This is a genomic window from Bacillus cereus G9842 (assembly GCF_000021305.1).
Taxonomy (GTDB): Bacteria; Bacillota; Bacilli; order Bacillales; family Bacillaceae_G; genus Bacillus_A; species Bacillus_A thuringiensis_S.
On sequence record NC_011772.1, the window covers coordinates 3,475,604 to 3,499,785 of the forward strand.

Below are 24,182 nucleotides of genomic sequence, written 5' to 3' on the forward strand. Positions count from 1 at the left end.
ATTAATACAGTTCACATTTAATACAGTTCACATTACTACATCTTGCATATAATATTCCATACGTATCGCTTAATTGAGAAAGGAGGCTGAAGAAGCATGTTATATTTAAATCAAAAACCTGAATATAATAAATATGATATTGGTGATTATACTTATAGTAAAGTAGGGCCAACCATTTTTTCTTGGAACGATGAAACAAAATTAAAAATAGGTAAGTTTTGTTCATTAGCAGAAGAAGTCGTTTTCATACTCGGCGGTGAACATCGCGCAGACTGGATAACAACTTATCCATTTAATGCACTTTTTGATGAAGGAGCACATATTACTGGTCACCCTTCTTCAAAAGGTGATATCGTAGTCGGCAATGATGTATGGATTGGTTATCAATCCTGCATTTTATCTGGTGTTACAATTGGTAACGGGGCCATTATCGGCGCCAGAAGCGTTGTTACAAAAGACGTACCCCCGTATGCAATTGTAGCTGGTAATCCTGCAAAATTTGTTCGATATCGTTTCCCACAAGAAACGATTGACAAACTAGAGAATCTCGCATGGTGGGACTGGGACATTTCTGTTATAAAAGGAGCCATTCCATTACTACTCTCCGACAAAACCGACGAATTTTTCACCTCACCCGAAAATGAATCTATATGATTAAAACAGAAAGAGCATCCAATTATTTTTCAGGATGCTCTTTCTGTTTTTATTTTTTATGTCCATGCAAATGATTACACGGAGAACATTGAAATGGAATTTTATCTAAGCAATTAAAGTTTGTTTCACAAATTTGTTCAATCGTTGGAACAAATGGAATGACAACTATGTTACTTTCTACTATTTGTGTAACAGGTGGCAATACTGTGCCTACTTGATGTTCAAAACGAATACTCGCTTGATTTATATAATTTCCTGAGCCATTTGGCGCGCTCTGTACTGCTACTTGGAACGAAACTGTCCTTGCTTCACCAGGATTTAAAATTCCGATAAGAAACCCTACTGCCGGGCTTACATTCGGCACTGGCCTATTATCAACCGTTACACTTCCAGGAACAAATCGAACACTACTATCTAACATATCTTGAAAACGAATATTTTGCATTACAGTATCACCCGTATTTGTGATGACTGTCGTAAACGTAATGACATCTCCAATTGTTGCTGCCTGTAAATCTGCCGTTTTTACGACTGTCGTTGAGACATTTTGAGGAATAAACGGGATAACAACTGTATTACTATCACCTTCAACTACTACTGGCGGCTCATTCGGATTTACAGTTGCGAGCCCATTCGCTGTAGCGGTATTTGTAACTAAATTATTTACTTGCCCTCCTGTTATTACAACTTGGAAATTAATAATTGCTGCATCATTTGGCTGAAAATCACCTAACGGAATACCAGTATTCGGATTAGCAAATGGAAGAGGTACATCATTTACCGTTACCGTACCATTTATAAATAGCGTATTCGGATCAATGATATCTGTTAACACAATATTGGTCACAGGAACTGTACTATCATTTATAACAGCGATTCCGTAAGTGACAACATCCCCTATCATTGCTACTTCAAAGTTTGCTCCTTTTGCAACAAATAAGATTGCAGTATTTACCGTTACAATAACTGTATTGCTCGTGTCCATCACTGTAACTGGCGGCTCTCCTGGTACTAAAATATATTCTGCTAACGCTCCAGCAACGTTTACTACTGTTCCACCATCCGGAAAACTTGTAATCGTAGCTTCATATGTTACAAGTGCCGTCTCACCAACTGGTATATCAGGTATCGTAAATCCAATCTGCGGATTTAACCCCGGTTGCGGAACCCCATTTATCGTTACACTATTTGGAATGAAATCAGCTTCCTGAGATAGCACATCGATAAATTGAACATTCATTGCATCAGCAGTACCAGTATTTAATATACGAACAGTATACGTTACCGTTTCTCCTACACCAACAACTGAATGGTCTACTTCTTTTAGCATATCTAAGCTGCCTCTATTTACCGGCGTAACCGTCGTATTACTTGAATTTGTAATTGTAGACGGAGGTTCTCCTGGAATCAATTCGAAATCTCCCGTTACTCTTGCTGTATTCATAATGCTACTAGAAGGCGGAACTGCGATTACATTTACTTCAAATGTAATTAATACACTATCCCCTACTGCAAGATCAGGCAATGCAAAGCCTACAAATGGATCTAAACCTACTTGCGGAACCCCATTTATTTGTACACTTCCAGGAACGAATTCTAAACTAGGTGATGGAACATCGATAAACTGAACATTCGTTGCTGTTACCGTTCCCGTATTTGTAACTTGCACACTATACGTTAACGTATCTCCTAATCGTGTCGCTTCTTTATTTATAGATTTTATAACGCTGAATCGTCCTCTATTCACTCTAGTTATCGTCGTATTACTCGGCTCTGTTACTACAACTGGTAGTTCTCCTGGCACTAAAGTAAAGCTTCCTGTTATATTTGCAACGTTCGTAATTGTTCCTGATGACGGGATGTTTGTAACTGTCGCTTGAAACGTCACTATAACTGTTTCACCTACCGGTATATCTCCAACTCCAAATCCAGTAATTGGATTTAAGTTTGGTTGCGAGGCTCCATTTATCGTTACACTATTTGGTACAAATGACGCCCCTGCTGAAATGGTATCAACAAACTGAACAGCATTAGCTGTTACTGTTCCTGTATTCGTTATTTGAACCGTATACGTTAATATATCTCCAACGAGAGTAGCAACCCTATTTACTTGTTTAATAACATTAAATTGCCCTCTATTTACAGTTGTAAGTGTTGTATTGCTCGGCTCTGTTACTATAACTGGTGGTTCTCCTGGTACTAATACAAAACTTCCAGTTACATTTGCCGTATTGGCAATTGTTCCGTTTGATGGCGCACTAACAACGGTTACTTGGAAGGTGACTTCTACACTTTCACCTGGATTTATATCTGGAAGCGGGAATCCGTTATTCGGATTGAATCCAGGTTGTAACACACCATCTATCGTTACACTGTTCGGCACGAATGCTATAGAGGAAGGTAATACATCACTATATTGAACATTCGTTGCTGGCACTGTTCCTGTATTTTGAACTACTGTTGTATATGTGATTGTATCGCCTACTGCAACAACCGGCTGACTCACTGATTTTAAAACATTCAAACCAGGCTCATTGATTTCTGTTAATGTCGTATTACTTGTCGTTGTTTCCGTAATAGGCGGTTCTGTTTCACTTACAGCAAATGTAGCTGTAACGTCTACAAAATTAACAATCGTTCCACCTTCTGGTATGCTTGTAACCACTTCCTGATATGTGACAAGTACAAAATCATCGACAGGTATATCTGGAACTGTAAAACCAATGAAAGGATCTAATCCTGGTGCTGGTACCCCGTTTATGCTCACACTTCCTGGTACAAATGCTACACCCGCGGAAGTAGTATCGATAAATTGAACATTCGTCGCTGGCACTGTTCCGAAATTAAAAATCAATACATCATACGTTAATATTTCTCCTACCGTCGCTACTTCTTTATCTACTAGTTTCAATGGAAAAATAAACGCTATATTAATTGTCGTAACGACTAAATTTGTTAATATCGTTTCCGTAATCGGTGGTTCCTGCGGATTTGGTTGTGAAGTAAATGTAACATCTGCATCATTTAATATGACTTCATTATCTGGAATTTCTGTAATCGTCACTTGGAATGTGACCTCAATACTTCCACCAGCGATTAATAATGGAGTAACTGTAAATCCTATTTCTGGATTTAAACCAAGTTGCTGCACTCCACCTATCGTTACACTATTGTCAACAAACGTCGTTCCTTCTGGTATGACATCTTGGAAGAACACATCTGTAACAGGGATAATTCCTACGTTTGAAATGAGCACAGTATACGTTAATACATCCCCAACGGCCCCAGTTGCAACATCAACTGTTTTTGTTGCTGTTACTTCACCAGGAGGAGGTAACGGTATTGTAACTACCGTTGTATTACTTGAATTCGTGGTTGTTACAGGTGGTTGTAAAGGATTTAATAAGAAAGTGGCTGTAGCAGATGCTGTATTTAATACTGCTCCACGTGTAGACGGTGCAACTACCGTAACTTGGAACGTTACTGTCAATGATGTTCCAGCAGCAATATTAGGAAGCGGGAAACCAACATTTGGGTCAAATCCAGGTTGTAGCGTTCCATTTATCGTTACACTGTTTGCTACAAATGTTGTTTCTAAAGCAATTGGATCAAGGAAAGAGACATTCGTTGCTGTTACTGTACCGTTATTCCGAATGACAACAGAATACGTGTAAGTTTCTCCAAGTGCTGCTTGTTGTACAGATGAAGATTTTTGTATATTTAACTGTGCTGTGTTTACTTGCGTCACAACAAAATTACTATTTGTAACAGTCGTTATTGGAGGGTTTGCTGGATTTATAAGAAAACTTGCAGTAACGTTCGATTGGTTTCTTATATTTCCACCGCTCGGAACACTCGTCACTGTAACTTGAAACGTAATCGTAGCCGTTTGCCCGACCGGAATATTTGGTACCGGGAAACCTAGCATAGGATCCGCACCTTGCTGAACAACTCCATTTATCGTCACACTATTTGTTACAAACGCAGTACCAGACGGAATTGGATCTTGAAAAACAATATTTGTTGCAGGAACAGTTCCTGTATTTTGAATAAGAATCGTATACGTTAACGTATCTCCTACACCGGCTTGTGGTGTATTTACACTCTTCATTACATTAAGTGATCCTACATTCACTCGCGTCACAACAATATTACTAATCGTTACAATTGTAATTGGTGGCTGGAGAGGACTTACTTGGAAATCAGCAGTTACATTCGCATTATTCGGAAGAACTCTATTTGGTGGTACACTCGTGATTGCCACTTGAAAAGTGACCGTCACCATACCTCCTACTGGAATATTAGCAAGTGGAAATCCAATTGTCGGGTTTAAACCTGGTTGAGGTGTCCCGTTTATTGTTACACTATTCGCTACAAAAGTGGTTCCAACTGGAATCGGATCAAGGAATGATACATTTGTCGCTGTCACCGTTCCACTATTTTGTATACGAACTGTATACGTTAACGTATCTCCTACACCGGCTTCAGTAGCACTTACACTTTTCATTACATTTAACCCTGAAGAATTCACAATCGTCATAACAGTATTACTTGGTACTGTTACAGTAATCGGTGGCTCTGTTGGATTTACAAGGAAATCTCCAGTTACATTCGCATTATTTACGACATTATTCCCTTGGGGAATTTCATCAATTAATACTTCAAACGTAACAATAACACTCGCGCCAGTAGGCAAATCATTTAATTGGAATCCAAGTTCTGGATCTGCCCCTTCTTGTAAAACACCATTCACAACTACACTATTTTCAATAAATAATGTCCCTTGTGGAATTGAATCTTGGAAAAATACATTTGTAGCTGGTACACTACCTGCATTTATAACTTCGATTGTATATACTAAAATATCCCCTACAGTTGCAACAGCCGTATTCACTGATTTCACAACTTCAAAGTTCCCTGTTTGTACTGTCGTATTCACAACATTACTCGGAACATTGATGGTTACTGGTGGTTCACTCGGATTCACTTGAAAACTTGCTGTTACATTTGCTTGATTTAAAATATCTTCATTTTCTGGATCCTGTACAATTAATACGTCAAATGTGACTACAACTGTTTGAGCCGCAGGAATATTCGGAAGAGAAAATCCTGTATTCGGATTCAATCCACTTTGCGATACTCCATTAATTGTTACAGAATTTGCAACAAATGAAACAGCAGAAGAAATAGGGTCTTGGAAAAATACATTTGTTAACGGAACGTTTCCTGTATTTTGGACGGCAATTGTGTATGTTAAAGTATCCCCTACCGCCGCTTGCGTTGTATTCACTTCTTTTATTACATTTAAACCGCCTGTATTAACTTGTGTCACAACTGTATTCGTTTGTCTATTAATTGTTATCGGTGGCTGATTCGGAATAACGACGAAATTAGCAGACACATTTCCGCGATTCGCAATCGTACCTCCCGATGGTGTAGATGTAACTCGTACTCGAAATGTAACAGTCCTACTTCCGCCAGGAGATATATTAGCTACTGTAAACCCAGTTGCTGGATTTGCCCCAGGTTGTGAAACCCCGTCCACAGTCACACTATTTGCGATAAATGTCGTTCCAATTGGGATCGGATCTTGAAAAATAACGTTCGTCGCAAGTACATTTCCTTTATTTTCAATTGTAACAGTGTACGTAAGAACATCATTTACCGTCGCAAAAGCTCTATCCACTGTTTTTCTCGTTCTTATATCAGCTATGTTAACGGTCGTAACTACAGTGTTACTTGTCGCTTGCCCTGAAACTGGTTGTTGACCAGGCACTGGAGTAAAGGTAAATGTAGCACTTGCACGATTGGGAATTGGATTGACAAGAGGATTAGATGTTACTCGAACTTGAAAGCGCACTATAGTCGTTTGCGAAGCATTAATACTTCCAAGATTTATACTACTTGCTGGATTCGCTCCTGGGCGTGCTACTCCATTCACTGTAACGCTATTTGGAACAAATGTTGTTCCAGCAGGTATACTATCAACAAAAATAACATTGTTTGCAGTAACGTTCCCATTATTTGTGACATTAACTGTGTACGTTAATACATCATTAAGCGTTGCCGTCTGTAAATCTACAGATTTTTGCATACTTATAGTCGCTTGATTCACTGTCGTTTGTACTGTGTTTGAAGAAGACGTACTTGTAATAGGAGGACTACTAACGAAAGGACGGAATTGATATGACACCATTGCACGATTTGGAATAGGATTTGGGTTCGGAAACGATGTTATTCGTACTTGAAATGTAACAATTCTTTGCGTGTTATTTGGGATTGTGCCTAAATTAATTCCATTAGCAGGGTTCGCATTCGGCTGTGTTACTCCACCTACTGTTACACTACCTGTAACAAACGTCGTTCCGTTCGGAATACTGTCTTGTAATATAACATTTTCTGCACTTCCTGTACCTGTATTAGGAACTGTAATTGTGTAGGTAAGAATATCTCCAACTCCTGCAACTGTTCTATTGACCGATTTAACAGGATTAATAATTGGCCCCGTTGCATCAATTTGAACCCCAAAACCAGCTGCAGCGTATCCATCTCCATTAGTAACGAATCGAACCGTTGCTGATGTTTGATTGTTTACTAAAGATGAGGAGGCATCTACATTTGTAATATCCCACCCCTGTCTTCGGACGGCCAAAGCTATCCCTAACGGCTGATTCAAATCTCCAAACGTGCCACTCGTATCTAAATTTCCACTGTCATTACAAATTTGTGACTGAAAAAAATTATTCGCAGGATTTCTTGGTCCGAATAATGCAACTGTAGCATTTGCATTCGGTCCAAAGCGAAGTTGATCTCCAACAATGTTAGAATCACCTTCTTGAGCAGTTACGAGCACTCGTCCTGTTACAGCTCCTGTAGCTGGAGTAGCAAATCCTGAAATAGTGGCATCAACTGGTGGTGATGAAGCATCAATAATTTCTTGACCTGCATATACTGACAAATTTCGAAGTGGTAAATTGGCATTTTGATACACAACCTCAAGCGTCCATCCAGCTGAACGACTGATTGTTGGGTCGGCTGAAGTTCTTGCAGCTGGCACAGCACCCGTTGTATATGTTCCTGCTCCACCTGCACTAACAAGATTCGTTACATTGGCAGAGCGAGCATAATAAAACTGGTTTCCTACTGAACCTTGCTGCGCGGTAACAGGATCTGGCGTAACAGAAAACGTCCCTGCTGGCGTTGTAAATGTAATGTTATCATTTAAAAATGGTAACACATCTTCCGTATCAGTCCGGAACGTACCAGCCCAAACTAATTCTGCATATAACACACTGCTTCCCGCTGGAAGATTTAAAATTGCACTTGAAGAATTCAATTCCCATTCATCTGTTGTCCCTGCTGGGAATCCTGGTACTTGCAATGCTGTATTTACTGTCGTAAACACAGCAAGTGTACCAAAAATATTACCTGGTGCAGGTGATGTAGGACTAAGTCCCAGTGTATTCCCAGTGAACGTGACGGCACCAGGTACTGTTGTCGTAAAACGATTTATAAAAGGCACACAATCATCTCATTTCATTTATAGTAAAAAGTGCTCTATACTATAAAATGTAGACAACCTATGGGATGTACGTTGTCCAACAAAATTCCGCACATATGAGAGGAGTTTATAAAACTATGCGCTATGTTATTATAACAGGAACTTCACAAGGTTTAGGGGAAGCTATTGCCACGCAATTATTAGAAAAAAATACAACTGTCATCTCTATTTCTAGAAGAGAAAATAAAGAGCTTACTAAACTTGCAGAACAATATAACAGCAATTGCATTTTTCATTCCCTAGATCTTCAAGATGTACATAACTTAGAAACTAACTTTAAAGAGATCATTTCATCTATTAGAAAAGAAAATGTATCCTCTATTCATTTAATTAATAATGCGGGTACAGTTGCACCTATGAAGCCAATTGAAAAAGCTGAAAGCGAACAATTCATTACGAACGTTCACATTAATTTACTTGCACCTATGATTCTTACATCTACGTTTATGAAGCATACGAAAGGCTGGAAAGTAGATAAACGCGTTATTAACATTTCATCTGGTGCAGGAAAAAATCCTTACTTTGGCTGGGGCGCTTATTGCACAACGAAAGCTGGTGTAAATATGTTTACACAGTGCGTAGCAACTGAAGAAGTAGAAAAAGAATATCCAGTAAAAATCGTCGCTTTTGCACCTGGTGTTGTTGATACAAATATGCAATCACAAATTCGTGAAACAAATAAAGAAGATTTTATAAATTTGGACCGCTTCATTGCATTAAAAGAAGAAGGAAAACTATTATCACCTGAATATGTTGCGAAAGCTATTCGTAACTTACTAGAAACTGAGGACTTCCCTCAAGGCGAGGTTATTAGGATTGATGAATAATAAAAAGGCGTGCTATTTTAGCACACCTTTTTGTTCTACTTCTCTAAAAATATAAGCACAGACTCCGCAATTTGCTCATAACCGATTTCTTGATAAATTTTATTAGATGTCGGATTCGCTAGATCAGTATATAACGTAGTCGTCTTGTACCCTTCATCTAACATACGTTGACTAAGTGCCGCTACACAATTAGATGCGTATCCCTTTTTCCTTGCTTCTTTCGGCGTATATACAAAATTAACTGTTATATTATTTTTAGTTGGTCTCGTTTTTGCAGCTACAGAAACGAGTTTCCTATCCACTTCCAAACCAAACAGTCGATTTGTAGTTATTAATGTATGCGCAGTTTGTTTTGCTTCTTCTTTCGTAGTAGGAAGCTTTACATCTTCACAAAATTGATATATCCACTGTTCTATTAATGGTAATTCATCATTATTTACTGCCCGGAAAAGTCCGTTCGCATTACACCTCTTCTTTACTTTGTTCAGCTCATACACACCTTGCTCCATTGCAACATTCGTTTTCTTATTTTCTAATACCGCAATCTCTTCCGCTAATTTCTGTACAATTTTCTTATTACCGATCAATCCAGGAATATCCGGGTATACTTTCGTTAACTCTTTTGCAAGTTCCTCAATAGCTACTCCTGCAATTTCAGAAGTTGCAACAATGATTTGTTTCTTCTCTTCTGTTTGCAGAAATACAACGGCAATTTCTTCTCCTTGTTTCGCTATCCCCATAAATATCGGTTCTTGGACCATTTGTAATACACCTAATATGAGATTGTTTTCCTGCTCATTCTTTTCTAGAAATGTTGTAACATCTTCTTTAAAATGAAAAATCTCTTCATATACATATAATTGAATCATCGACAATCTCTTCTCCCTATTTATAGTTTCATAAAGTATTGGCGATTAATTCACTAAATTCCTCTTTTACGATTCAACAATATTCAAAGTTAATGAATTCAAATTCGTTTCAGCTTGTAAAATTCTTTGTTTTTCCCTTTCAAATACCTCTTCTTCATTTTGAAATGACTCTTTTCGATTTTTAATCATGCGCTCCATTTCTTTTTTACTCGGTCCACCGTATACATTTCTTTTTTGAATAAAAGCTTCTGGCGATATAATTTCTTTCCACTCTTTTTCTAATAAATTTATTTTAAAATGTTCTTGCAAATACATATTTACATCTTTGAAGTGTAATTCATGTAGTTCTTTTTTCTGCTCCAATGACATATTTGCAATAGCACTTGCTGCATGATGAGCATGCCGAAATGGAATGTCATAATTTTTTGTTAAAACATCTGCGAAATCAGTTATCGTAATTGCATGTTTATAGGAACGACTTTTCAACGTTTCTTCTTCTACTTTCATCGTTCGAACAACTGCATTCATCATACAAAAAACACGAATGGTCTTTTCAATTCCTTTATATAAATACGGCTGCAAGTCATCTTCCGTATCGACAATATCACCAAATGGCGTATTATGGATCATTTGAAATACTGTAAATGCTTCTCCTAAAGCACCACTCGTAATTGCACGAGCGTGTTCAATTGAAACTGGATTTCGTTTTTGCGGCATTATACTACTGATTTGTACATATGGCTTTGCAACAGTAATACCGTCATATTCTTTCGTTGCTAACAACAAAAAGTCATGAATCCATCTACTCGTGTTCGTCATCATTACCATAAGTAGCGAGCTAACTTCCAATAAATAATCCGCCCCGGCAACAGCATCATATGAGTTCTCAATTACATTTGTAAATCCAAGTAGATGAGCAACTCGTTCTCGTTTAATCGGGAAACTTGTTGTAGAGAGTGCAGCCGCCCCCATTGGAGACTGATTTAAAAGTTGGTACGTTTTTTTCATTCGTTCTAAATCTCTTTGCATCGTATCATAAATTGCTAAAGTATAATGACCAAATGTTGTTGGCTGTGCTGGTTGTGTATGTGTATAAGCTGGCATAATCGTTTCCTTGTGATTATCGGCAAGTTGTAATATACTTTCTTGCAATAACAAATGATGCTCCATTAACCGTATTACATATCGCCTTAAACTCATGCGATACATCGTTACACCCATATCATTTCTACTCCTACCAATATGCATATTACTTACAAAATCGCATTTCGCTTCTTGAGAAATTAAATGTTCGACTAAAAAAAAGAGGTCTTCATGCTGCTCTGTATATACCAATTTATCTTTTGGTATTCGCTCTACTTTTCTAAGTGCGTTTAATATAACTTTAGCTTCTTCTATTTTCATTAAACTTTCTTCAGTCAACATCGTAATATGTGCTTTATGCACTTGAAACATATCTTTCAATAAGTAATTTCGTTGAAAATCAAATACATGTTGTAATACACAATCCACATATGTTTTTCCAGGGAAATCAGCGCCTTCACTCTTTATAAACTCTTCCTTACTCTGTTTCATCACCTTTTCCCCTCTCACCTAAGTATTACTACCCATCATACCCAGAGATAGAAAAAAAGTGCTTGTACATAAAAATAAACTCGGTGCTCTCTGCACCGAGTTTATTTAATAAAAGTCGCATCATACTTATCACTTTGCAACACTTGGAAATGTAAGTTTGCTAAATGTTTCCGTATTTCTGCACTATCGTCTTCATTTAAATTATTCGCTAAAAACACAATTTCTGTACAGTTTCCACGTTTATCCATAGCGTAAACTGCTTTTGTCACCGTCCATGGTGTGTAACCATTCTTTTGCCCAGCATGTCTAAATGTTTTACGGTATTTCTTGGCACTCATGTCTGTTTCAACGATATTTGCCCATACTTTTTCTTCAGCCTCTGTCAAGCCGCCTTTATGGTTTGCTTTTTGAAGTAATACCATATAATCATTTGCGGAAGCTGCTGGTAATCTATCTGACCAAATTTTGTCGTAACGTTCCTCTAAATAAAGCGGAATTTCCTTCTGTAATAATGGTCCCTTCTTCTTTAAGCGTTCATGAATATTCATCGCATATTCACGATATTGCTCTTGAGACATTTCTTTTAACTTTTTTTCTATTTTATATTTTGGAACATGCAATTCTTTATGCAAATATCCCGGGATATATAAAGATGAAACGATTGGAAATAGTGGTTGATGTGCAGGAAGTGATAAACTTTGTAAATTCCGATTAATGTTATCTAATCCTAACAATTCCATTAAGTATTCAGCATTCGCATTCGAACTAAACTTAACCATTCCTTTTGCCACTTCTTCTAAAGAAACCGCTCCTTCAGTTATCTTGCCTGTCTTCTCCAAATACTTTTGCCATCTATCTTGTGCACCTCCATCTGTATTCGGAACATAATAACGATTCACATCATTAATCGAAACGAAACTAGACGAATCAATTTTCCCTTCAGTAACTTGTTTCGTATATTCAAGCGCCACAATTAATTTCATCGTACTAGCGACTGGCAATACAACATTGGGATTTACAGAATAAACAACTTTATCATTTCTCTTTACTAGAAGTGCACTATTTTTTTCATCTTTATGTTCTTCAATAAAAGATGCAATATACTGTGCATCATCATTATTTGAACTCCATACTTTTTTCACTAAAAAGTTACCCGATATTAGCAAAACGAAAATACCCACAATTACTGCGCATACCATAGTTTTTTTCAAGTAAAATTCCTCTCCTATTGTATAACTCTTCTCTATTTATCATTAAAAAACAAAATAATGGAGATGGTCATTTGAATAACCATCTCCATTATTTTAACTTGTATACTCCTATTATGTCTACGTCATGATTTTCACAAAATCCTCAAGAAATTTTTTATAATGTAATGACCAACCAATTCGCACCCAATTTTTTAATGCTTTTGCATCAGGTTGAGGACGGAAATCTGCAATACTTTCTCCTTTTGCAATTCCAGCTGTATCTACATCGACACGACGATATACATAATCTAAAAGGGATGGATTTGCCGCAACCATCATTGTAACGACGTCATGCACTGGACTTCCTTTTATTTTCGGATTTAACTTTCTATAAGCTTTATAATAATACGTAAATATCGGCTCGATTAACTTATTAAAACTCGTTTTAGAGTGTTTCGTAATATATTTTACCATTTCCGGTGTAATAATTGCTTCCGATGTAACGTTAAGTGGTACTAATGTCACATTTTTAGCATTTTGCATGACTAATTGTGACGCAATGGGATCACCATGAAAATTCGCCTCTGCGACTGGTGTTACATTGCCAGGCATTAAGAAAGCACCGCCCATTATATAATATTCTTTCACATACTTCATCATCGGCTTTTCTAAAATAAATGCTGTCGCTAGTGTTGTTGATCTACCAGCATCGACTATTATTAATTCCCCTTTATATTTTTCAAGAAGATCAAAAAATGCACAAAAAGGCTTTATATTTGGCAAAAAAGTTTTTGGAGGTTTAATTGGCCCTAAACCGTCTGCCCCATGAATTTCTGGATAATACGTCGTAACATCTCCGGATAAAGGGATTTTTGCACCATTAATAACAGGTATATCTTCCCGTCCTGCCATTTGCAATAAATATGCGGCATTACTTGTCGCCTTTTCTTGTGTTACATTTCCATATCCCGTTACTACCCCAACAATATCAATATCAGGATGCAACAATCCATACATAATTGCTAAAGAGTCATCAATGCCTGGGTCTCCTAAAAATAACACTTTTTTCATCGACCTCAACTCCATCCCCTCAGTTGTTATTAATTTATGAATAAACGTGGATATACAGAATAAAAAAGAACAAATTCATACGAAAAAACACAGTCCTATAAGGACTACGTTCTTCAGCTAACCTATACTGTTTTTTTTACAGCACTCATACTTCCAATAACATAAGCGATAAACGCAAAACAAATTGGGAAGACAACTGTATGTATACCGAACGGATTTGGATAGAAAAGATGAATACACATATATGAACCTACTCCAACGAAAATGGAAGCAAGCGCTCCTGTAGCATTTCCTTTCCTCCAATATAACCCTAATACGATTGGCCAAATGAATGCTGCTTCTAATCCACCGAAAGAAAATAAATTTAGCCATATTAAAAAATCTGGTGGTTTAATCGCCGCTGCATAAACGAGTAGTCCTACAATACCAGTAATCCACAAACTTCCTTTTTTTATCGTACTGTCTGCTGCATCTTTCTTTATGTAATTTACGTATATATCTTTAATAATTGACGAGCTTACAAGTAATAATAAAGAGTTTACTGTAGACATAATCGCTGCCATTGGTGCGGCTAAGAAAACTCCAGCTAACCACGGTGGCAACACTTCCATCGCAAGTAGCGGCATTACTTTATCTGGTACCGTTATACCTGGAAGTACTACTCTTGCAAATACACCTGTTAAATGCATACCGATCATAATTGTACCAACGACAACTGTTCCAATTATTAAAGCTTGGTGCATAGCTTTTGAATTTTTATAAGACATGGCACGCACGCTAATTTGCGGTAAACCTACAACGCCAATTCCAATTAAAATCCAAAATGATGTAACATATGATTTCGTTAAACTGCCATCTGCTCCGAATGGTGTAATTAAATTTGGATTAATTTGAACAAGTTCCTGCATAATCTTTTCAATTCCACCACCAGCAATGACAGTAGCAATTAAAATGATTGTCGTTCCAACTAACATAATGATTCCTAATAATGTATCTGATAGCGCGACTGCACGAAATCCACCAATTAATACGTACACAAGTACAGAAAAAGTAAATAAAAATAGTGCTGTTGTATACGATAGACCCGTTAGTGACTCAATTAATCGTCCACCGCCGACCCACTGGGCTACTGTCGCCGAAAATAAAAAGATAATAATACATAACGCAGAGAGTATAACAACTGCTTTATTATTGTATCTCCCTTTTAAATAATCGATAAGAGTAATTGCTTCCATCTTCCTAGCGATAATTGCAAACTTTTTACCGATAACCGTTAAAACGATATACCCTGTTACAACTTGAATCGCAGATAACAGTACCCATCCAAGCCCCATATTGTAAGCAATACCAGGGCCACCAATAAAGCTACTTGCACTACCGTACGTAGCAATCATTGTCATCGCTAATAATAAACCGCCTAGCTCACGCCCACCTAGAAAATATTCTTGTAAAAATTTATTATGAGCAGTTGCTTGCACGCGTCTTGAAGCATATACACCAATTAAAAATACAACGATAAACGAAATTATCATTGGAATGATTACATACCAATTCATCTATTATTCCTCACTTTTTTCTTCCTCATCGAGTGAAATATCTTGAAATACAAAACGAACAACTAAACTAAGTAAAATAACCATAACGATAAATCCAACGATACAGCTATAAAAAAACCATGTGGGAAAACCGAATACATATGTATATTCACTCGGATTTTTACTACCAAGCCCATAAGCGAATCCGTACCATATTATAAAATTAATAATAGCAAGTCCAAGACCAATTAACGCTTCTCTATGGGCTATTCGAAAGCGTGGATCATCATGATAATCTTTCATTTTTCCCCCTCCTCTCACGATGTATTATTGTACCATTGTTCTTCTAGTTTTTCCTACTAGAAAGCAAAAACAAGCAGGATTTTTTACAATCATATAGAAGGTTCTGTTACATTACATATTTTTTACAATTGTAACACAAATGAAATTTGAATTTTCAGTATTTATTAATTATGATTTTAATTAGAGGCTTTCCATCTAGTTTCCACATCCTTGATTTCGGAATAAGCGCCGTCTCGTACTGCGTTTACATTATATTTTCAAGGGGGTTATACAATGAGTCAACTAGCTGTAAATCTTCATGAAAAGGTAGAAAATTTTCTTCAAGGTACAAAAAAGTTATATGTGAATGGATCTTTCATTGAAAGCGCTTCCGGAAAAACATTTAAAACACCTAACCCAGCAACTGGTGAAACACTTGCCGTCGTTTCTGAAGCTGGTCGTGAAGATATTCATAAAGCTGTAGTCGCAGCTCGTATGGCTTTTGACGAAGGTCCTTGGTCTCGTATGAGCACTGCTGAGCGAAGCCGTCTCATGTACAAGTTAGCTGATTTAATGGAAGAACATAAAGAAGAGCTTGCACAGCTCGAAACATTAGATAACGGAAAGCCAATCCGTGAAACAATGGCAGCAGACATACCACTTGCAATTGAGCATATGCGCTATTACGCTGGCTGGGCTACGAAAATCGTTGGTCAAACAATTCCTGTTTCCGGTGATTACTTTAACTATACACGCCATGAAGCTGTTGGTGTCGTTGGTCAAATTATCCCTTGGAACTTCCCGCTTCTTATGGCAATGTGGAAAATGGGAGCAGCGCTTGCTACAGGATGTACAATCGTTTTAAAACCTGCAGAACAAACTCCACTATCTGCTCTATACTTAGCTGAATTAATTGAAGAAGCTGGATTCCCGAAAGGTGTTATTAATATCGTACCTGGATTCGGTGAATCAGCTGGACAAGCTCTCGTTAATCATCCACTCGTTGATAAAATTGCATTTACCGGTTCTACTCCTGTCGGTAAACAAATTATGCGACAAGCATCCGAATCATTAAAACGCGTTACACTTGAGTTAGGCGGTAAATCACCAAATATCATCTTGCCAGATGCTGATTTATCTCGCGCGATTCCTGGTGCACTTTCTGGTGTTATGTTTAACCAAGGACAAGTATGCTCTGCTGGATCACGCTTATTTGTTCCGAAGAAAATGTATGATAATGTCATGGCTGATCTCGTCCTTTATTCTAAAAAATTAAATCAAGGCGCTGGTCTAAGTCCAGAAACTACAATCGGTCCTCTCGTTTCCGAAGAACAACAAAAACGTGTAATGGGCTTCATTGAAAAAGGGATTGAAGAAGGCGCTGAAGTACTTTGCGGAGGAAATAATCCATTCGATCAAGGCTACTTCGTTTCTCCTACAGTATTCGCTGACGTAAATGACGAAATGACGATCGCAAAAGAAGAAATTTTCGGTCCAGTTATTTCTGCAATACCGTTTAACGATATTGATGAAGTAATTGAACGTGCGAATAAATCTCAATTTGGCTTAGCTGCTGGTGTATGGACAGAAAATGTTAAAACTGCACACTATGTTGCAAGTAAAGTACGTGCAGGTACAGTATGGGTAAACTGTTATAACGTCTTTGATGCAGCATCTCCATTTGGAGGATTTAAACAATCTGGTCTCGGCCGTGAAATGGGATCTTACGCATTAAATAACTATACAGAAGTGAAGAGCGTTTGGCTTAACTTAAATTAATGAGAAAGAACCTGACTTACCTGGTCAGGTTCTTTTCATTATGTATTCCTTTAAACTTGCAGTCCTCCGCTCACATTTAATACTTCACCTGTAATATAAGATGCGTATTCTGATGCTAAAAAGGCTGCTGCGTTCGCAATATCTTCTGGCGTTCCAATTCTACCAACTGGAATAGCGCCCACCATCTTTTCTTTCACTTTATCTGGTATCGTTTTTGTCATATCTGTATCCATAAACCCCGGACAAATCGCATTACAAGTAATACCGAAACTTCCAACTTCTTTCGCTGCTGTTTTTGTTAATCCTACAACTCCTGCCTTTGTAGCCGCATAATTTGCTTGACCTATGTTTCCTTCTCTACTAATTGAAGATATGTTAATAATGCGTCCATACCCTTGTTGTCTCATGTAAAGAAGCGCTGGTTGCATACAATAAAAAACTCCAGTTAAGTTCACTTGTAATACTTGTTCCCAAGCAGACTTCTCCATTTTATGTAACATTGCGTCTCTTGTAATTCCAGCATTATTCACCAAAATATGTAATGTACCAAATTTTTGAACCGCATATTCAATTAACGACTTTGCTTCATTTTGATTACTCACATCACATCGATATGAGCACACTTCATATCCTTCATCTGATAACTCACGTGTCGTCTTTTGTAGATTCTCTTCATTTACATCGCTAATTAATACTTTCGCCCCTAGTTTTGCATAAACCCTTGCAATCTCTTTTCCAATTCCCTGTGCAGCTCCTGTTACAACAGCTGTTTTCCCATTTAAAAACTCCATTCCTATCCCCCATTTCTATTACTTATACTGTATATTTCGGCTTTTTGCTTTCCAATTCCTCTTTGTATAAAAAAGTCTATTTGTGTCAAACTAACTTTGCAACGTCGCATAAACGCAAGGAGATTGTGTCGAATGAACAAAAAGAATTTCAAACAAAGCAAAGCAACTGATGGCATTGATGTTGAGTTCTCTCGCGAACTCGCTGACCACAATGACTTAGAAGCAAACGCACGTGCAAATGCCGCTGATGCACGTCAAAAACCCCAGTCAACCGAAAAATAAGGTACATCACAACCTTATTCTTTTCAAAAGGGACCTACTACCCAACAAAATAAACCGAGAGACATCTCTCGGTTTATTTTCTATATTTTTTTGTATAATGAGCCAAAGTAAGCAACGGATATATATGAGCATAACTATGATAACGAATATAAAACCCACCTGGTAAACCTGTTCCAGTAGGATATTTTTCATTTACATAAGGGTTGGAGAGCAAATATGAAATACCTTTTCGAATGATTGGTGTTTCTTTTTCATAGTAAGAAATGAGAGCATCTAACGCCCATGCCGTTTGTGATGGTGTACTAAACGGCAAAGTAACAAATCTTTTTTCCACACTACTTTGGCAAGATTCTCCCCAGCCACCATCTTCATGCTGTATATGTTCAAGCCATAAAGCTGCTCGTTTTAATGATGGATCGCTAGATGGTATTCCTAGTGACCGTAAACCAGTCAACACTGCCCATGTACCATATATATAACAAATTCCCCATTTCCCATACCATGATCCATTTTCCTCTTGTACATTCATTAACCAATTTATCGCACTTTGTTTTTGTTTCTCGGGCAATTCATTTTGCGCATATGTCCCAAAAAACTCTAGCACTCTTCCTGTAATATCTGGTGTAGAAGGATCTGTAATCATATCACTTGCATTTTCGATTGGTAAATTTGCTAATATACGGCTCGTTACCCCTTTTTCAAAAGCTCCCCAACCACCATCATTATTTTGCAATCCTTTAACCCAATTAACCGCTCTCTTCCAAGCATTATCTACATTTTCGTCCCCTCTACTTCGCGCCAGTGCTCTTAACACAGCAGTTGTATCATCAATATCTGGAATCATCGTATTCACATCCGAAAAGCCCCAACCACCTGGGAATAGATTCGGTGCATGTACACTCCAATCTACTTTCTTCGTTTGCTGTTTTCTTAGTAAATACGCTGATGCATTTTGAATCACTTTACTTGCTTTCGGAACTTGAGCTTCTTGCAAAGCATAACTGAGTAAAGCTGTATCCCATACAGTTGACGGAGAGTTTTGCAAATGGCTCCCTCTCTCCATCTTCCATATATAAGATGCGATTCCCGTTATAGCCTTCTGAATAATTGGCGATTGAATAGAATGCCCTAATGCAAGTAAAGCATAAATCATATAAAACGAGGCAGTTGCGTAACTATATAATGTTCCATTTTCATCAATACGCTCTTTCATAAAACGTTCTACTTCCTCATATCCTTTATGATGCAAAGAAAGTGGATACGTTATAATTTTCTTCACCTCACTTAATAACGTTTGAAAAACTGGAGACCGATCCTCCCGAAACCATTCTCCGCCCCCGCCTGCAATGTGATTTAAATTTGGCAATAACTTTTTCCCTACTCGAAATCGTTTATTTAAACACAACATCATCGGAATTAAATGGATACGTGCTGAGCTACTCAATTCAAATATACTGAGGGGGGAATCGTTCTGCAGAAACATTATTGGTGTTGGCAAATGAAAGAGAGAAGGATATTCATATTCTCCATGAATCGCTAATAAAAACTTCGTCATAAAATGAGCACGCGCCACCCCCCCGCGCTCATTTATAAACATTTCCGCTCGCTTCATATTCGCATCTTCTTTTGTATATTTTTCCGATGCAAGTAAGGCAGCATAAGATTGAATTGTAGCAGATAAATTACCACCCACTTCATCTTCATACAATTTCCATGTTCCTTCATTTGTTTGGAGTGATGCTAATCTTTTTACAAACGGTTCTATCTCTTTATCTCTACCTAATAATTTTAATAAAAAAATCATATGACAATCTGTTAGTGGCGCTCCTTCAAAACAAAACCGCCACGTACCATCTTGCCGTTGCATCGTTTGAAGTGCAGTTGTTCTTCTCGCTATTTCTTCATACACTTTTTCATATAATAACAAGTTACTCACCCACCCTTTCGAAATCCGTATAACGATATTCAAAAAGGTAGCTGAATATGTATGAAAACAAAGAAAAGCAGAACATATAAAATGTTCTGCTCATAAACAATATCCTACTCCGACAATAATCCCTAATAAAGCACCGACTACTACTTCATACGGTGTATGCCCAACAAGTTCATTTAACTTCTTATATTCTGTTTCTCTACCGTGAAAAAAGTCATTCAATATTTTTGCTTGTTTACTTACTGCAAGCCTTACTCCTGAAGCATCATACATTACAATAATGGCAAAAATAGCAGCAACCGCAAACATCGAGCTTTCCACACCTTCCACAACTCCAACTCCTGTAGCAAGCGCTGTAACTGTTGAAGCATGAGAACTTGGCATCCCACCTGAAGCAAAAAACTTTGCAAAATCAAATTCACCCGTTTTAACTAATTTAAAGACTACTTTCGTTAATTGTGCTAAAAACCATGAAATTACAGCTGCCATAAGCGGATCATTATGTAAAATTGTTTCCATGTTCTCAGCTCCTTACTGACTATAATGGAAATTCTATATAATATAAGTATAAAGAAAAATGCGTAGAAAATACTACGCATTATGATACTTTTGCTGATTTATTTTTTATAAATTTCGGTTGTTTCTGCACTAAAAACTTTGTTTTCGCTACCGAGAATACAAATAAAGCAACCCATATACAGAAAAATGCAATCATATGTGTAGATGTGAAATGTTCACCAAATACAAATACACCTAAAATTAAGCTAATTGTTGGCGCAATATATTGTAAAAATCCCACCATATAAAGCGGAATAAGTTGTGCTCCTTTTGCAAAATAAAATAGTGGTAATGCTGTTACAATACCTGCTCCTATTAAAAGTAACGTTGATAACATTGAAATAGATCCAAATGAGCCGAAACCATGTGCTCCTGTCATAACAAGATAAATGATCGCAAACGGCGTCACTAACATGGTTTCCATCGTAAGTCCAATTGTAGCATCATAGTTTAATAGTTTTTTCGTTAATCCGTATAATCCAAATGAAAAGGCAAGTGAAAGAGAAACCCACGGAATAGATCCGAAACGTACTGTTAAAATGACAACCCCTACTCCTGCTAAACCAACTGCAACATATTGCCAAAAGTTTAACTTTTCCTTTAAAACGACTGTACCAAGTAAAATACTAATAAGCGGATTAATATAATAGCCAAGACTCGCTTCAATAACATGATTATGATTAACGGCCCATATGTAAACAAACCAGTTTCCGCTAATCAAGACTGAAGCTATTGTTAATGACATTAATAATTTAGGTCGTTTAAAAAGATTCACAAATTCCCCAATAAACTGGCGAAACCTCTTCGTAACACCTAATACAAGTAACATAAAAACAAATGCCCAAACGATGCGGTGCGCTAATATTTCATCTGCTGGAACTTCCTCAACCCATTTCCAATAAATCGGTAGAATTCCCCACATCGTGTAAGCACCAGCCGCATATAGTATCCCTTTTTTTTGCTCTGCTGATTGACTCCCCATCTTCCTTTTTCTCCTCTTCTCATTTTTTCTCCATTATACGGTCTCACATGCTCACTTTACCAATAATCAATCTGCATTTCTTTCGACATTTCTCATACAACGAATAATAAACATACCGTTATTACAACAAGTAACGGTATGCCGAAAACAAATTTCTTTTTATGAGTTTTATGATGAAACATATACATGCCGATCCAAGCTCCAACTGCTCCTCCAGCTGCCGCCGATAAAAACAACGTACTTTCTGGCGTTCTCCACTGTTTCTTCTTTGCTTTTCGTTTATCAAGCCCCATAAGGCTAAAAGCTATAACGTTAATAATAAGAAAATAAATCCATTTCATCGCTTTCTCTCCTTATGAAAAATTCGATTAATAGTAACACGAAAAAACGACGGAAACAACTGAAGAACTCTTTTTATCCAACTAGTTTCATTCCTTTTTCTTAATTAATTGCCTTCATATTTATATAACCAACTAAAATCGCAATTAAAGCATTTAAATAGAAAAACGTTATGAGCAGAATCTTATATTTCATTACATTTACCCACTACCATATCATCAAAAAAATTGCTCTCAATCACTTTCTCATCAAAATGAAGAACTACAATTAGCCCTACATATAAAGAAACAAAATTTAGAAACCATTCCCCATTCTCATCTTTCTTAGCTAAGCATTTAAATATCTCTTGAAATTGCATACGCTCGTCTGCAGCAACAACCGGACGCACACCAAAATATTTCAATACGAGATTCAGCTTCAGCTGCACGGATAATGATAAAATATATTTTAATAACTCCGTATACTCTGCACAATCTTTTTGACTATACAACTTCACAAGCTTTTGATGTAAAGTAGAAATCGATAATTCTTCGTCAGTCACTTTAGTTGCTTCTACCATTTCAATCATCTTTTTCATATTCATTACATTCACCCCTTCTGAAAAAATTCTAAAGCCAAAGAGTACTTAATTCAAAATGTACAATAATTGTGCGTTTCTCGTCTCTCGTTCTTCCTCACTGACTAAATCATACTTTTTTAGGAGGTGAAAAACATCATTTAATAATTTCTGTGAATGAATACCTTGCAAAAAACTCTTTAACTCTTTAAAGATCCCTTCAGGTAAAAAACTCTTTTGACTTTCAAACTTATTCATCACATCTTCAATAGAATGATCAATGTTACATGCCATATTAAACTTCCCCCTCTATCCTCTATAAATAATATCCTCAGCTAACGATGTAAACACTTCTCCTACAAGAGAGTCTTCATCATATACAGATGAACCGTTATTTTCTTCTCGTTTTGCAAAAGGTATTTGCGCGATCACTTCTGTTTGCAATTGTTCTGCAAGCATTTCGCCGCCACCTTTTCCGAAGAGATAGTTTTTCGATCCATCTTGCTCTTCATAATAAGCCATATTTTCTACAATCCCTAAAATCTCGTGTTTCGTATGCTTTGCCATAACTCCTACTCTAGATGCTACGAACGAAGCTACATTGTGTGGTGTTGTAACGATAATTTCTTGCGCCTGCGGGATCATTGCTGCAACATCAATAGCAACATCTCCTGTACCAGGTGGTAAATCAAGAAGTAAATAATCTAATTCTCCCCAGTGCGTATTCGCAAGGAAATTTTGAATCCATTTATTTAACATCGGTCCGCGCCACATAACCGGGTTATTTCCTTCCGTAAAAAATCCCATCGACATAATTTTAACACCGTGACTAACGACCGGAATTGCTGTTTGATCAATCATCGTTGGTTTCTTATTCGTTTCCATCATAGCTGGAATACTAAAACCATATATGTCTGCATCTAATATCCCCACTTTTTTGCCCATACGAGCTAGTGCAGTTGCAAGATTAATTGTCACCGTTGATTTTCCAACTCCACCTTTTCCACTCGTTACAGTAATAAACCGTACTCCTGAATCAAGGCGAAGCATGCTCGGCATACCAGTTTCTGTTCTACTATTTTTCTTTAACTTCTCTGTTAAAGCTGCACGTTCTTCTTGTGTCATAGAACCAAATGTTACATCCACTTTAGAGGCACCAATTGCGTGAAGTGATTCTTCAATATCTTGTTGAATTTTTGCTTTTAACGGACAACCTTGTATTGTTAGTACTACTTCAAGTTTAACCTCTGTTCCGTTCATTTGTATATTTCTAACCATATTTAATTCTACAACACTTTTGTGTAACTCTGGATCCTCTACATGTTTTAATGCATTTATTATTTGTTCTTGAGTAAGCATAGAACTCATCCCTTCTCTTATTCTAATTTATATACAACA

19 protein-coding genes are annotated in these 24,182 nt (G+C 37.2%); 4 read left to right on the top strand and 15 right to left on the bottom strand.

The genetic code is table 11. The features are described 5' to 3' along the window. The first annotated feature begins 96 nt into the window (after positions 1-96). Positions 97-654, top strand: coding sequence for a CatB-related O-acetyltransferase (locus BCG9842_RS17370; RefSeq protein ID WP_000966310.1), 558 nt, complete (start codon positions 97-99; stop codon positions 652-654). Between the two features lie 49 nt (positions 655-703). Here the strand turns inward: BCG9842_RS17370 and BCG9842_RS17375 are convergent, their stop codons facing one another. Beyond that, positions 704-8,176, bottom strand: a complete 7,473-nt coding sequence (locus BCG9842_RS17375; protein ID WP_001115904.1) for a DUF7507 domain-containing protein — start codon at positions 8,174-8,176, stop codon at positions 704-706. Between the two features lie 116 nt (positions 8,177-8,292). Between BCG9842_RS17375 and BCG9842_RS17380 the strand changes: the two genes are divergently transcribed. Beyond that, positions 8,293-9,042 (top strand): (S)-benzoin forming benzil reductase, encoded by a 750-nt coding sequence (locus BCG9842_RS17380; RefSeq protein ID WP_001271058.1) that lies wholly within the window; start codon positions 8,293-8,295, stop codon positions 9,040-9,042. Positions 9,043-9,077: 35 nt separating this feature from the next. Here BCG9842_RS17380 and BCG9842_RS17385 read toward each other — a convergent pair whose 3' ends face one another. From BCG9842_RS17385 to BCG9842_RS17410, 6 genes are all read right to left on the bottom strand, one after another. Beyond that, positions 9,078-9,911 (bottom strand): GNAT family N-acetyltransferase, encoded by an 834-nt coding sequence (locus BCG9842_RS17385; protein ID WP_000615512.1) that lies wholly within the window; start codon positions 9,909-9,911, stop codon positions 9,078-9,080. Between the two features lie 66 nt (positions 9,912-9,977). Further along, positions 9,978-11,486, bottom strand: a complete 1,509-nt coding sequence (argH, locus tag BCG9842_RS17390; protein WP_000813973.1) for an argininosuccinate lyase — start codon at positions 11,484-11,486, stop codon at positions 9,978-9,980. Positions 11,487-11,587: 101 nt separating this feature from the next. Further along, entirely contained in the window at positions 11,588-12,697 is a 1,110-nt protein-coding gene (locus tag BCG9842_RS17395; RefSeq protein ID WP_000753478.1) for a serine hydrolase, read from the bottom strand. Between the two features lie 117 nt (positions 12,698-12,814). After that, the gene (locus tag BCG9842_RS17400; RefSeq protein WP_000756463.1) at positions 12,815-13,747 is read right to left on the bottom strand and encodes a nucleoside hydrolase; all 933 of its coding nucleotides are present in this window, start codon (positions 13,745-13,747) and stop codon (positions 12,815-12,817) included. Between the two features lie 122 nt (positions 13,748-13,869). Continuing rightward, positions 13,870-15,303, bottom strand: a complete 1,434-nt coding sequence (gene panF / locus BCG9842_RS17405; protein WP_001104822.1) for a sodium/pantothenate symporter — start codon at positions 15,301-15,303, stop codon at positions 13,870-13,872. Between the two features lie 3 nt (positions 15,304-15,306). Continuing rightward, positions 15,307-15,585 (bottom strand): YhdT family protein, encoded by a 279-nt coding sequence (locus BCG9842_RS17410; RefSeq protein ID WP_000656243.1) that lies wholly within the window; start codon positions 15,583-15,585, stop codon positions 15,307-15,309. A 273-nt stretch (positions 15,586-15,858) separates the two neighbouring features. Here BCG9842_RS17410 and dhaS point away from each other — a divergent pair, with 273 nt between their 5' ends. After that, positions 15,859-17,343, top strand: coding sequence for an aldehyde dehydrogenase DhaS (gene dhaS / locus BCG9842_RS17415; RefSeq protein ID WP_000080306.1), 1,485 nt, complete (start codon positions 15,859-15,861; stop codon positions 17,341-17,343). Positions 17,344-17,393: 50 nt separating this feature from the next. On the opposite strand, the gene fabG is transcribed toward dhaS, so the two are convergent. Then, positions 17,394-18,134: a 3-oxoacyl-ACP reductase FabG gene (fabG, locus tag BCG9842_RS17420; RefSeq protein WP_000395038.1), complete on the bottom strand. Its 741-nt coding sequence runs from the start codon at positions 18,132-18,134 to the stop codon at positions 17,394-17,396. Between the two features lie 132 nt (positions 18,135-18,266). Between fabG and BCG9842_RS17425 the strand changes: the two genes are divergently transcribed. Beyond that, on the top strand, positions 18,267-18,416 hold the full coding sequence (locus tag BCG9842_RS17425) for a YfhD family protein (RefSeq protein ID WP_001035811.1): 150 nt from the start codon (positions 18,267-18,269) through the stop codon (positions 18,414-18,416). 73 nt (positions 18,417-18,489) lie between these two features. Here the strand turns inward: BCG9842_RS17425 and BCG9842_RS17430 are convergent, their stop codons facing one another. The 7 genes from BCG9842_RS17430 to BCG9842_RS17460 all read right to left on the bottom strand — a co-directional run bounded on the left by BCG9842_RS17430 (position 18,490) and on the right by BCG9842_RS17460 (position 24,143). Further along, positions 18,490-20,343 (bottom strand): terpene cyclase/mutase family protein, encoded by a 1,854-nt coding sequence (locus BCG9842_RS17430; RefSeq protein ID WP_000928168.1) that lies wholly within the window; start codon positions 20,341-20,343, stop codon positions 18,490-18,492. 99 nt (positions 20,344-20,442) lie between these two features. After that, entirely contained in the window at positions 20,443-20,868 is a 426-nt protein-coding gene (locus BCG9842_RS17435) for a divergent PAP2 family protein (protein WP_000447819.1), read from the bottom strand. Between the two features lie 79 nt (positions 20,869-20,947). After that, positions 20,948-21,889: an EamA family transporter RarD gene (gene rarD, locus BCG9842_RS17440; RefSeq protein ID WP_000535541.1), complete on the bottom strand. Its 942-nt coding sequence runs from the start codon at positions 21,887-21,889 to the stop codon at positions 20,948-20,950. Positions 21,890-21,981: 92 nt separating this feature from the next. Further along, on the bottom strand, positions 21,982-22,230 hold the full coding sequence (locus tag BCG9842_RS17445) for a DUF1294 domain-containing protein (RefSeq protein ID WP_000871349.1): 249 nt from the start codon (positions 22,228-22,230) through the stop codon (positions 21,982-21,984). 182 nt (positions 22,231-22,412) lie between these two features. After that, on the bottom strand, positions 22,413-22,811 hold the full coding sequence (locus BCG9842_RS17450) for a hypothetical protein (RefSeq protein WP_001056282.1): 399 nt from the start codon (positions 22,809-22,811) through the stop codon (positions 22,413-22,415). Positions 22,812-22,853: 42 nt separating this feature from the next. Then, positions 22,854-23,078, bottom strand: a complete 225-nt coding sequence (locus BCG9842_RS17455) for a hypothetical protein (RefSeq protein ID WP_000752366.1) — start codon at positions 23,076-23,078, stop codon at positions 22,854-22,856. Positions 23,079-23,093: 15 nt separating this feature from the next. Then, positions 23,094-24,143 carry a P-loop NTPase gene (locus tag BCG9842_RS17460; protein ID WP_000957496.1) on the bottom strand — a complete coding sequence of 350 codons (1,050 nt, stop codon included), beginning with the start codon at positions 24,141-24,143 and terminating at the stop codon, positions 23,094-23,096. Between the last annotated feature and the right edge of the window lie 39 nt (positions 24,144-24,182).